10 protein-coding genes and 1 pseudogene are annotated in these 12,448 nt (G+C 54.9%); 3 read left to right on the top strand and 8 right to left on the bottom strand.

The window, feature by feature from the left end:
* Nucleotides 1–248: 248 nt before the first annotated feature.
* The 3 genes from nirB to cysG are packed head-to-tail and all read left to right on the top strand — an operon-like array spanning nt 249 to nt 4,521.
* On the top strand, nt 249–2,801 hold the full coding sequence (gene nirB, locus SBO83_RS13700; RefSeq protein ID WP_396131886.1) for a nitrite reductase large subunit NirB: 2,553 nt from the start codon (nt 249–251) through the stop codon (nt 2,799–2,801).
* Entirely contained in the window at nt 2,798–3,124 is a 327-nt protein-coding gene (gene nirD / locus SBO83_RS13695; protein ID WP_185689077.1) for a nitrite reductase small subunit NirD, read from the top strand. Before nirB ends, nirD begins: the two co-directional genes overlap by 4 nt.
* Before the next feature lie 14 nt (nt 3,125–3,138).
* On the top strand, nt 3,139–4,521 hold the full coding sequence (gene cysG / locus SBO83_RS13690; RefSeq protein WP_396131885.1) for a siroheme synthase CysG: 1,383 nt from the start codon (nt 3,139–3,141) through the stop codon (nt 4,519–4,521).
* 82 nt (nt 4,522–4,603) lie between these two features.
* On the opposite strand, the gene trpS is transcribed toward cysG, so the two are convergent.
* From trpS to hofQ, 8 genes and pseudogenes are all read right to left on the bottom strand, one after another.
* Nucleotides 4,604–5,617, bottom strand: a complete 1,014-nt coding sequence (gene trpS / locus SBO83_RS13685) for a tryptophan--tRNA ligase (protein ID WP_396131884.1) — start codon at nt 5,615–5,617, stop codon at nt 4,604–4,606.
* Between the two features lie 2 nt (nt 5,618–5,619).
* A pseudogene (locus SBO83_RS13680) lies at nt 5,620–6,332 on the bottom strand (phosphoglycolate phosphatase).
* Nucleotides 6,325–7,014, bottom strand: coding sequence for a ribulose-phosphate 3-epimerase (gene rpe, locus SBO83_RS13675; protein WP_100936412.1), 690 nt, complete (start codon nt 7,012–7,014; stop codon nt 6,325–6,327). The pseudogene SBO83_RS13680 and the gene rpe overlap by 8 nt, the downstream one beginning before the upstream one ends.
* A gap of 61 nt (nt 7,015–7,075) precedes the next feature.
* On the bottom strand, nt 7,076–7,888 hold the full coding sequence (gene dam, locus SBO83_RS13670) for an adenine-specific DNA-methyltransferase (RefSeq protein ID WP_353503596.1): 813 nt from the start codon (nt 7,886–7,888) through the stop codon (nt 7,076–7,078).
* Between the two features lie 80 nt (nt 7,889–7,968).
* Nucleotides 7,969–8,994 (bottom strand): SPOR domain-containing protein, encoded by a 1,026-nt coding sequence (locus SBO83_RS13665; protein WP_396131883.1) that lies wholly within the window; start codon nt 8,992–8,994, stop codon nt 7,969–7,971.
* Nucleotides 8,995–9,135: 141 nt separating this feature from the next.
* Nucleotides 9,136–10,218, bottom strand: coding sequence for a 3-dehydroquinate synthase (gene aroB / locus SBO83_RS13660; protein ID WP_396131882.1), 1,083 nt, complete (start codon nt 10,216–10,218; stop codon nt 9,136–9,138).
* A 57-nt stretch (nt 10,219–10,275) separates the two neighbouring features.
* Complete coding sequence (gene aroK, locus SBO83_RS13655) at nt 10,276–10,797, bottom strand: shikimate kinase AroK (RefSeq protein WP_034793822.1); 522 nt, start codon at nt 10,795–10,797, stop codon at nt 10,276–10,278.
* A gap of 344 nt (nt 10,798–11,141) precedes the next feature.
* Nucleotides 11,142–12,413, bottom strand: a complete 1,272-nt coding sequence (gene hofQ / locus SBO83_RS13650; protein WP_396131881.1) for a DNA uptake porin HofQ — start codon at nt 12,411–12,413, stop codon at nt 11,142–11,144.
* Nucleotides 12,414–12,448 lie beyond the last annotated feature (35 nt).

Here is a 12,448-nt window from a genome sequence, read left to right as displayed (position 1 = left end):
CCGCCCACAATAGCCCAAACCTGCGGGTTAGGAATCTTATTACTTGAGCAAGTGCGTATATTTCATCCAACCCTCGCCCCGAGCTTCACGGACAACAAACCTATTTAAAATCGTCCACTTACATAAAAACCAATATAAATCAGTCAAATACCACCTAGGGAGTATATTAGAGGCGGCTTGATTTGCGTCAAGGTGCCCGACTTCACGCGCGTTATGTTGAGCCTATAGAAATCAATTCCGAGGCAAACATGAGCAAAGTCAGACTGGCGATTATTGGTAACGGCATGGTCGGCCATCGCTTTATTGAAGATTTATTGGATAAAGCCGAGCCGGGCCAGTTCGATATCACGGTATTTTGTGAAGAGCCGCGCGTCGCCTACGACCGCGTTCATCTTTCCTCCTATTTTTCCCACCACACCGCCGAAGAGTTATCTCTGGTGCGCGAAGGCTTCTACGAGAAGCACGGTGTTAAGGTGCTGATCGGCGAGCGAGCTATCACGCTGAACCGCGCCGAGAAGGTGATTCACTCCAGCAGCGGCCGCACCCTCTATTACGACAAACTGGTGATCGCCACCGGCTCCTATCCGTGGGTGCCGCCGATTGCCGGGTCTGACGGCCAGGACTGCTTCGTCTATCGCACCATTGAAGACCTGCACGCCATAGAAGCCTGCGCCCGTCGCAGCAAACGTGGCGCGGTGGTCGGCGGCGGCCTGTTGGGGCTGGAAGCCGCAGGCGCGTTGAAAAATCTGGGCGTCGAAACTCACGTAATTGAATTCGCCCCCGGCCTGATGGCCGAACAGCTCGACGTCATGGGCGGCAACCAGCTGCGGCAGAAAATCGAAAGCATGGGCGTGCAGGTTCATACCGCGAAGAACACCAAAGAGATCTCCCAAGGCGGCCAGTTCGCCCGCAAAACCATGGCTTTCGCCGACGGTAGCTCGCTGGAAGTGGATTTCATCGTCTTCTCCACCGGCATCCGCCCGCAGGACAAGCTGGCGCGCCAGTGTGATTTAGAGATTGCCCCGCGCGGCGGCATCGTGATTAACGACCAGTGCCAGACCAGCGACGCGGATGTCTACGCCATTGGCGAATGCGCCTCGTGGAACCAGCGCACCTTCGGCTTGGTTGCGCCGGGCTATAAAATGGCTCAGGTCACCGCCGACCATCTGTTAGGTCGCGAAAACCAGTTCACCGGCGCAGACATGAGCGCCAAGCTCAAGCTGCTGGGCGTTGACGTGGCGGGTATCGGTGACGCCCATGCCCGCACCGAGGGCGCACGCAGTTACGTCTATCTCGATGAAAGCAAAGCCTTATATAAACGTCTGGTAGTCAGCGAAGATAACAAATCCCTGCTCGGCGCGGTGTTGGTCGGCGACACCAGCGATTACGGCAACTTGCTGCAATTGGTGCTCAACAACATTCCACTGCCGGAAAACCCGGACGCGCTGATCCTGCCAGCCCACGCGGGCAGCGGCGGCGCGGTGATTGGCACCGACGCCCTGCCGGAAAGCGCGCAAATCTGCTCCTGCTTCGACGTGACCAAGGGTGACATTATCAAAGCGGTTCAGGGCGGTTGCCACACGGTGGCGGCGCTGAAATCCGCCACCAAAGCCGGCACCGGCTGCGGCGGCTGTATTCCGCTGGTGACCCAAGTGCTGAACGCCGAGCTGAGCAAGCAAGGCATAGAGGTGAATCATCACCTTTGCGAGCACTTCGCCTATTCGCGCCAAGAGCTTTACCACCTGATCCGCGTCGAAGGCATTAAGTCCTTCGAGCAGCTGCTGGCGAAATATGGTCAGGGCTACGGCTGCGAAGTGTGTAAACCGACCGTCGGCTCGCTGCTGGCCTCCTGCTGGAATGATTACGTGCTCAAACCGCAGCACGCGCCTCTTCAGGACACCAATGACGTGTTCCTCGCCAACATGCAAAAAGACGGCACTTATTCCGTTATTCCGCGCTCTCCGGGCGGCGAAATTACCCCGCAGGGCCTGCAAGCCATTGGCGAGATTGCCGCGGAATATAACCTCTATACCAAAATCACCGGCTCACAGCGCATCGGCATGTTCGGCGCGCAGAAAGATGATTTACCGGCAATTTGGCAGAAGCTGATTAATGCCGGATTCGAAACAGGTCAGGCTTACGCTAAGGCACTGCGCATGGCGAAAACCTGCGTAGGCAGCACTTGGTGCCGCTTTGGTGTCGGTGACAGCTTGGGCTTCGGCATCAGTCTGGAAAACCGCTACAAGGGCATCCGCACCCCTCACAAAATGAAATTCGGCGTCTCGGGCTGTACGCGTGAATGCTCAGAAGCTCAGGGCAAAGACGTGGGGATCATCGCCACCGAAAACGGCTGGAACCTGTACGTCTGCGGCAACGGCGGCATGAAACCGCGCCACGGCGATTTGCTGGCGGCGGATTTGGACAACGACCAACTGCTGCAATACCTCGACCGCTTCATGATGTTCTACATCCGCACCGCCGATAAGCTGCAACGCACCTCGGTCTGGCTTGAGAGCCTCGAAGGCGGCATTGATTACCTGCGCAAAGTGATCATTGACGACAAGCTCGGCCTGAATGAGCAACTGGAGGCGGAGCTCGCCCGTCTGCGCGACTCGGCGGTTTGTGAGTGGCAGGAGACGCTAAATGACCCGGCGGCGCAGACGCGCTTTGCCCACTTCATCAATAGCGCCCAGCGTGACCCGAACGTGCAGTTTGTCGGCGAGCGCCAGCAACACCGCCCTGCGCGGCCTGAAGAACGTATTCCCGTTAACCTGATTGACGCCGGGGAGGAAGTATTATGAGCCAGTGGCTAACCCTCTGTTCTGTTGAACAAATTCTGCCGGGCTGCGGCGTTTGTGCACTGGCCGGTGAACAGCAAGTGGCGCTATTCCGCCCGCGCGCCGATGAGCAGGTTTTTGCTTTATCGAATATTGACCCTTTCGCCCAAGCCAGCGTATTGTCGCGCGGCATCATCGCCGAGCATCAGGGCGAGCTGTGGGTCACCAGCCCACTGAAAAAGCAGCATTTCCGCCTGACGGACGGACTGTGCATGGAAGATGAGAGTCATTCGATCACTGCCTACCCGACGCGAGTCCGCGACGGCAACGTGCAAATTAATCTTTAGGAGCGCCGCGCGCGATGGACTATTTCCCGCTGTTTTGCCAGTTACACAACAAAGCCTGTCTGCTGGTTGGGGCGGGAGACGTCGCGGAGCGCAAGGCGCGTCTACTGCTCGACGCCGGAGCTGACCTGTGGGTGAACGCCATGAGCTTTAGCGCGCAGTTCGACGTCTGGCAAGCTGAAGGGAAGGTGCGCCTGCTGCGCGGGCCTTTCTCTCCCCTGCTGGTGGATGAAAAGTGGCTGGTGATCGCCGCGACGGATTCCGACGTGGTTAATCAGGAAGTGAGCCAAGCCGCCGAACAGCGCCGGGTATTCTGCAACGTGGTGGACGCGCCGGAAAGCGCCAGCTTCATCATGCCGTCGATCATCGACCGTTCCCCGCTGATGATTGCCGTCTCCTCCGGCGGCAATGCTCCGGTGCTGGCCCGCCTGCTGCGCGAACGGCTGGAGGCGATTCTTCCTCAGCATCTCGGCAAACTGGCACACACCGCCGGGCAGCTGCGCCAGCGGGTGAAAACGCATTTTCAGGATATGTCGCAGCGCCGCCGCTGGTGGGAAAAGCTGTTTAATCATCATCGCCTGGCACAGTCGCTGGCTAACAATGATGCCCAGCAGAGCGACGCCTACATCGAAGAGCTATTTAGCCAGCCGGTGGAGCATCATGGCGAAGTGGTGCTGGTAGGCGCGGGGCCTGGAGACGCCGGTTTACTGACGCTAAAAGGTTTGCAACAGATGCAGCTGGCCGACGTGGTGGTGTATGACCGGCTGGTGTCTGACGCCGTGCTGAATCTGGTCCGCCGCGACGCCGAGCGGATTTTTGTCGGCAAGCGCGCCGGGCACCACTGCGTGCCGCAAGAGAGAATCAACGATATTTTGCTCGAGCAGGCCAGGCTGGGTAAACGCGTGGTGCGGCTAAAAGGCGGTGACCCCTTTATCTTCGGGCGCGGCGGCGAAGAGCTGGAGGCGCTGAAAGCCGAAGGCATCGCCTTCTCAGTGGTGCCAGGCATTACGGCGGCCTCCGGCTGTTCGGCCTACAGTGGCATTCCGCTGACTCACCGTGACCACGCGCAAAGTGTCCGGCTGATAACCGGCCACGCCAAGCAGGATGGCAAGCTCGACTGGGCCTGTATGGCGCAGGGCCAGCAGACGCTGGTGTTCTACATGGGGTTGACGCAGGCGGCAGATATTCAGGCCAACCTGCTGAAAAACGGCCTCGCGGCCACCACGCCGGTCGCGCTGGTGGAAAATGGCACCACCCAGCGCCAACGGGTGATCACCGGCGAATTGTCCTCCCTCAGCCAGCTTGCCAAGCAGGTGGAAAGCCCAAGTTTAATTATCGTTGGCTCAGTGGTCAGTTTGCGTAAGCAGTTGAATTGGTTTGCCAGCGAGACTGTCAGTTAACCATTTAGACCAAACCGCGGCTGATTGACTGACATAAAAAAACCACGCCGAGGCGTGGTTTTTTATTGCTCGAGCCTGATGCTTACGGCGCGGCAACAAAGCCAATGGCTTCATACACTTTTGCCAGCGTAGACTTGGCGCGGGCGCGGGCTTTTTCAGCACCGTCACGCATGATCTGCTGCAATAAGGCTTCATCATTACGGAAATGGTGATAACGCTCTTGCAGCTCGGTCAGCATACCTGAAACGGCTTCAGCCACCGCGCCTTTCAGATGACCATACATCTGGCCTTCGAACTCAGCTTCCAGCTCTGGGATGCTTTTGCCGGTCACGCCAGAGAGGATATCCAGCAGGTTAGAAACACCCGCTTTCGTCGTCAGGTCATAACGCACGACAGGCGGCTCTTCGGAGTCCGTCATCGCGCGTTTGATTTTTTTGGTCACTGCCTTCGGATCTTCCAGCAGGCCGATAACGTTGTTGCGGTTATCGTCAGACTTGGACATCTTCTTGGTCGGCTCTTGCAGAGACATCACGCGCGCGCCGGACTTAGGAATAAACGGTTCTGGAACGGTGAACACGTCGCCGTACAGCGCGTTAAAACGGTTGGCAATATCGCGGCTCAGCTCCAGATGCTGTTTCTGGTCTTCCCCTACTGGCACCTGATTGGTCTGGTACAACAGGATATCGGCGGCCATCAACACCGGATAATCGAATAAACCTGCCGTGATACTGGCATTTTCATTCTCATAACGGGTTGATTTATCTTTAAATTGAGTCATACGACCCAGTTCACCGAAGTAGGTATAGCAGTTAAGTGCCCAACTCAGCTGCGTGTGTTCAGGAACGTGGGATTGCACAAAAATGGTACTTTTTTGCGGGTCAATGCCGCAGGCCAAGTACAGCGCTAACGTGTCGAGCGTCGCCTTGCGCAACTGCGCAGGGTCTTGACGCACGGTGATCGCATGCAGGTCGACGATGCAGTAGATGCACTCGTACTCGTCCTGCAACTTAACCCACTGACGCAGCGCACCCATGTAGTTGCCAATGGTCAGTTCACCTGAGGGCTGTGCACCACTAAATACGATGGGTTTACTCATTTTTATGCTTCCTGATCTTTTAAGATAACAGCCCAAAAGTGGGCAAGAGGTCGGCGAAATGGTCCAACACGCTGTCGGGCTTGCTCAGCGCGATGCTTTCACCGTAGTTGTAGCCGTACGTTAAACCAACGCAGCGGCAACCGGCAGCCTGAGCCGCCTGAATATCATTACGCGAATCCCCGACAAAAACCAGTTCGCTGGCGCGTAAACCAAGCTGCGCGAGCATCAGGTAAATCGGCGCGGGGTGCGGTTTCTTTTGTACAACATCATCACCGCCGATCACCACAGAAAAATAGCTTTCGATGCCCAGCGATGCCAGCAGTGGCGCGACAAACGGCGTCGGCTTGTTGGTGATAAGACCCAACGGCAGGCCCTGCGCGTGCAAGGCGGCCAGCGTCTCTTTGACCTGTGGATAGAGGCGACTGCCGTCGGCGGCGGTGTCGGCGTAGTAGTGGTCGAATTTATCCCGCACACGCTGCAAAGCCTCAGGAGACATATCCCCTTCGGCCCAGCGCACGGCGCGTTCAACCATGACATCAGCGCCGTTGCCAATCCAGGTGCTGATACGCTCAACGCCAGCAGCCGGTAAACCCATATCTTTCAGGGCCATATCTACCGCATCTGCCAGTCCCGGCGCGCTATCTACCAAGGTGCCGTCGAGATCAAAAGCGGCGCCTTTAAGTGTCATAACGCCTGCGGGCAGAGAATCAGTCATGGGAAACCTTCGCCAGTTCGCTGCGCATATGGTCAATCACCGTGCGGTAGTCAGGCTGGTTGAAGATGGCAGAACCGGCGACAAACATGTCAGCGCCCGCTGCGGCAATCTCACCAATGTTTTCAGCTTTCACGCCACCGTCAATTTCCAAACGGATGTCATAGCCGCTGTCGTCGATCAGTTTGCGCACCTGGCGCAGTTTGTCGAGGGTGCCCGGAATAAACGACTGGCCGCCGAAGCCTGGGTTGACGGACATCAGCAGGATCACGTCGAGTTTGTCCATCACGTAATCGAGGTAGCTCAGAGAGGTCGCCGGGTTGAACACCAGACCGGCTTTACAGCCGTGCTCTTTGATCAGCTGGATAGTGCGGTCGACGTGCTCAGACGCTTCCGGATGGAAAGAGATATAAGTGGCACCGGCCGCGGCAAAGTCAGGGATCAGGCGATCAACTGGCTTAACCATCAGGTGAACATCAATTGGCGCGTTGATGCCGGATTTCTGTAGGTAATTATGCAGCGACTGGCAGACCAAAGGTCCGATGGTCAGGTTAGGCACGTAGTGGTTATCCATGACGTCAAAGTGAACGACGTCACCGCCAGCTTCCAGTGCTTTCACAGTGTCTTCGCCCAAACGCGCAAAGTCAGCCGAAAGAATAGACGGGGCAATTAAAAACTTTTTCATCCGCTTCTCCAAACTACTTATAGGTTTACAGAAATAATCGGTTTTATATCAACGAGAAAGATCAGCGATAAAGCGCTAACAGCTCATTCACTTTACTGCGTTGCGATACATTGCTGCTGATAGTCCGGCGGGCAGAAACCCGATGCAGCTTCGCGCCAGCGTACCACTCCAACGTGAGTGGCGTTTCATGGTTGGAGATCAACACCGGCACGTCACGCTCTGAAGATAACTGATGCGCCAGACGGGCCAGATTCTGCTGATCTGCCATGCTGAAACTGTTGGTATGGTAAGCCGTAAAATTAGCCGTGGCCGATAACGGCGCGTACGGAGGGTCACAATACACCACCGATCCGGAAACCGCCTTCAGCAGAGTTTGCTGGTAATGCTCGCAAACAAACTGTGCATTCTGTGCTTTTTCGGCAAACCAGTAGAGTTCCGCTTCCGGGAAATAGGGCTTCTTATAACGACCAAAAGGCACATTGAACGCACCGCTAAGATTATAGCGACACAGCCCGTTGTAACAATGGCGGTTGAGATACAGGAACAACACCGAGCGGCGGTAGATATCACTCGTCAGGTTGAATTCTTCTCTCAAGGCGTAGAAACGTTCTGATTGGTTGAATTCAGGAGAGAAAAGCACGCGAGCATCGCGCACGAATTCTGCGGTGCGCGATTTAACAATGTTGTAGAGGTTGATCAGGTCGCTGTTGATGTCAGCCAGAATGTACGATTTATAGTCGGTGTTAAGAAACACCGACCCCGCACCAACAAAAGGCTCTATTAAACAATCACCTGCTGGAAGATGACGTTTGATGTCATCGACCAGCGGGTATTTGCCACCAGCCCATTTCAAAAAAGCGCGGTTTTTCTTCATGCCGTCAGTTAGCTACTTATACAATTCACAGCCGCGGATTGTACCCTGTTTTTAGACAGCAAATCGCGTTGAGATCAGATTCATTTTTTCAGGTCTTGCTGTACTTGATGTACAGGCTTAACCCACGGTTTTTTGGCTTGAACTTCAGCTGGCAAACGAGAAATTGCGCTCTTAGCTTCTGCAGAAGAAGCATAGTTGCCGCTCACCAGAACATACCAAGGCTTACCATCACGCGAAGTCTGATAAACCAGATAGTTTTTCAGGCCCTGCTGTTTAGCAAAGGCGTTCAGGGAGTTCGACTGAGAAGCCCCACTCAGCTGCAACGTGAAATGGCTGCCCGGTGCGGATTTAATCGCTCCGCCGCTGCCTGACGTTGGTGCACTCGCCGTAGCAACTGGCTTAGTCGTTTCTTTCGCAGGATGAGACGCTGTCGCTGCTGGCTTGGCAGCCGCAGGCTTATTGGCGTGCGCTGGAGCAGTGTGCGTGGCTTTAGGCTGCACGGCTTTGTGCGTAGTCTGCTGCTGCGTGTTACGCGGCGCGACTGGCGCAGTGCCTTTGGCAGCACCATCAACGGTGGCTGGCGCTGTCGGCAATGAAGTCAGCGACTGTGCTCCGGCGTTAATGCCATCCTGCGCGGCAGAGTTAACCTGACCTTGCTGAGAAGAGAGCGCGTCAGACATATCTCCCGGCAAATCAACACGCTCTTTGGCCTGGCCGTTATCGGGCTGAGGCTGAGCTTCAGTTGGCGTAGAGGAAATGGGAGGCAGGCCGATACTTTTCGGCTGTGCGTCGCCGCTCGCGGCGGCTGCATTTTGTTGAGCTTGCTCAGTAGGCTGAGTCGGCGCCGCTGCGTCATTGCCTGAACCCGACAAGTTGATGTCTTTCGGTCCATTATTGACTTGCGAAGCTTCATGCTTGGTTGGGGCTTTAAGGGCGGAACCAATACCGACAATCAGTAACAGCAGTACCAAAATGCCGACACCAATCATCACATGTTGGCGTGATACGGCAAGTTTAGATCCAGAAGAAGGCGGTTTGCGTGAGCGCGTTGGGCGGCGATCGCTAGTGTCTGGCTTGAGATCGTCTTCCGGTGTTAAATCATCCATCTAAAACCTCCAACCCGGCTAAAGGCCAGCAAATGCGACCTTATGCGGAGCAACTATCCTGACTGATAAATATAACGCTTTGCTGGCAAAGGGGTAAAGGGTAGGCGCAAGCCTGTGACACGCAGCACACAGGCAGAGGCGTTACCGACAATCCTCAATCGATGCCAGCACCATTTCATGAGACACACCGGAGCGAACTTCAGACTGACCAATCGCTTTCGGCAATACCAGACGCAGCTCACCGGCCAAGACTTTCTTGTCGCGCATCATGTGGGGCAAATAGGCTTCAGCAAGCATTTCCTGAGGACCGGTAACCGGCAGTCCGGCACGCACGAGCAGATTTTTCACTCGGGCAATGTCAGCCAAAGAAAATTGGCCTAAACGATGCGCGGTATAACACGCCATGACCATGCCAGCCGCGACGGCTTCACCGTGCAACCAGTTGCCGTAACCCATTTCAGCTTCAATCGCATGCCCGTAAGTATGGCCAAGATTGAGCAAAGCGCGCATACCACTTTCGCGCTCGTCGGCAGCAACCACGTCAGCTTTGATCTCGCAGCAACGACGGATGCAGTAAGCCAGCGCGTTCATATCCAGCGCTAACAGGGCATCCATATTGTCTTCAAGCCAAACAAAGAAGTCGGCATCGAGAATAATGCCGTATTTTATGACCTCAGCCAGACCGGATGACATTTCGCGGGCAGGCAGGGTACGCAGGCAGTCGAGATCGACCACAACCGAAGCGGGTTGATAGAACGCGCCGATCATGTTTTTGCCCAGCGGATGGTTGACGGCAGTTTTGCCACCAACGGAAGAATCGACCTGAGATAGCAACGTGGTAGGCACCTGAATAAAGCGTACCCCACGCTGATAACTGGCGGCAGCAAAGCCGGTCAAGTCGCCCACCACGCCGCCACCAAGGGCAATAAGCGTGGTATCGCGACCATGAGGTTTTTCCAGCAGGGCTGAGAAAACATCATTAAGAACAGACAGGGATTTGTATTGTTCACCATCAGGCAGTATCACCTGATCAACACGAACGCCTGCCTGCTCCAGCACTGAACGAACAGAGTCCAGATAGAGAGGTGCCAGAGTCTGGTTTGTCACCAACATGACCTGATCACCTGCCTTTACAGGCATAAAAGAAGCCGGATCGTGGAACAATCCGGCAGCAATCGTAATTGGGTAGCTACGCTCCCCTAAGGTTACGGTAATCCTCTCCATTTCGCGCTCAGTGACCTTCTTAACTTACACCTTCAGGCAATAACAGAATGCCAAAAATTAATTGCTTTCCAACATGTTAATGATTTGGTTAGCAACGACCTTGGCGCTTTGATCATCAGTACGGATAGTCACATCCGCAATTTCTTCGTACAGTGGGTTACGTTCTTTCGCCAGTGCTTCAAGCACTTCGCGTGGAGGTGAACTCACCTGTAACAATGGACGTTTTTTGTCGCGTTGTGTACGCGCCAACTGTTTTTCGATGGTAGTTTCAAGATAGACGACAACGCCACGCGCTGATAAACGGTTGCGGGTTTCGCGTGATTTAACAGAACCCCCACCGGTCGCCAGAACGATGCCTTGTTTTTCTGTGAGTTCGTTGATCACTTTTTCTTCGCGGTCGCGGAATCCGTCTTCGCCTTCTAAATCAAATACCCAGCCTACATCAGCCCCGGTACGTCGCTCAATTTCGTGATCGGAGTCGAAAAACTCCATATTGAGTTGCTGAGCTAACTGTCGACCAATAGTGCTTTTGCCGGCACCCATAGGCCCAACCAGAAAGATATTGCGTTTCTCTGCCATGTTTTTCGGTATTACTAAGACAATTCGTTGATGATAACCCGCCCCGCCAATCAAATTAGCGGCGGGACCTAAACTGAAACCTCATGAGCGATAGTGCGAGATCAGACAAAAATTATCTCAACACTCTTGGTAGTTTGGCAACCGAATAAATCGCATCGCGCGCCGCGGGAGGGAAACCGTACGTTTTTTATCGGCGTGTCAGCAGTCATTAAAAATCACGGTGCTCAATTCGGTAACCCTTGTAAGCTAAATCGACGGCAGCGTCAAACTCAGAAGCCTTTCAGGACGCAAAAAGTTGTATAAGCTCAGCACTATTTCTCTGTTTTTATTATAGCAACGGGTACCTATTGGCTGTTAATTAAGGTGGGAGTAATAAAAATCACCAGTTCGCGTCGTTTCTGGTTTTTTGCCTGATGTTTGAATAAAGAGCCCACCACAGGGATGTCGCCAAGCAGAGGAACTTTGTTTTGCGCGCTCTGATTGTGTCGTTGGAAAATGCCCCCCAGCACCACGGTTTCGCCGTCTTTAACAGTGACTTGAGTTTTTATCTCTTGTTTATCAATAGCCAGTGCCTCACCCTCGGCCTGTTTCACCGTTTTGCCCGGCATATTTTGGCTGATGTGTAAGGCCAGAGTGATATTGCCGTTGCGCTGAATTTTAGGCGTCACCTCCATGCCCAACACGGCCTCTTTGAATTCAATAGACGTGCGCCCCCGGCCGCCGCTAGAGACTTGGTATGGGATCTCACTTCCCTGCTTGATGCTGGCGGTTTGCATGTGGGCTGTCAGCAGGCGCGGGCTGGCGATGATATCCACCTGATTTTCCTGCTCCAGCGCGGTCAGCTCCAAATCCAATATCCGGCCGCTGATGTGCGCCAGATTGAACCCCGCAGTAAAGGCCGGATTATCCACCGGCAGCCCCATATTGAAGCTATTCATCCTGACCGACTTGGTGACGGCAGCGTCGCCGCTAAACCCCCAGCGCACCCCGAGTTCGCGCAGGCTTTCGCTGTTCATGGTGACAATGTGCGCCGCCAGCTGCACCTGCTGCAAAGGCAAATCCATCTCCCTGACCCAGGGTGCGACGGTGTCCAACGCTTGCTGGGTGTCGCGAATCAAAATCGTGTTGGTGCGAATATCCGCCGATGCCCGCCCCCTTTCTGAGAGCAGCGAGCCTTTTTGCGCATTCAGGCTCGCCGCCGTCTCCGTCGCGTCGGCATAATGAAGAGGCAGCGTCATGCTGATGAGCGGCCTTTGGCGCAGCTCATTTTCGCTCTCTTCTTCCCTCTTGAGGCGCAGCAGCGCGGGATCGGGAGTAGGTGTAACCATCAACACGTTTCCCTGCCGATGGCTGCTGACCTTGCCCATCTGCAAAATAATATCCAGCGCCTGCTGCCAGGGGACGTCGGCCAGCCTGACGCTTAAATTCCCCTGCACACCCGGCGCAGTGACCAGATTCATTTGCTGATGATCTGCCAACGCTTGCAGGATGACGGTCAGCGGTGCGTTTTGAAATTCCAGCGTAATGGGCGCAGCGGCGCTCGCCCGGCTCCACAAACTGATAAATAGCGCGAAACAGAGGAATGTCATTCCAAGAACGCCTTTTACTCGATTCATTATTATTCCTTTCCTTGGCATAAAATCCGCAGCCG

Origin of the sequence: Ewingella allii (assembly GCF_044430645.1) — a bacterium.
In the GTDB taxonomy this organism is placed as follows: domain Bacteria; phylum Pseudomonadota; class Gammaproteobacteria; order Enterobacterales; family Enterobacteriaceae; genus Ewingella; species Ewingella allii.
Note: the sequence above shows the minus strand (reverse complement) of the source record. Positions and strands in the feature narration are given on the sequence as shown.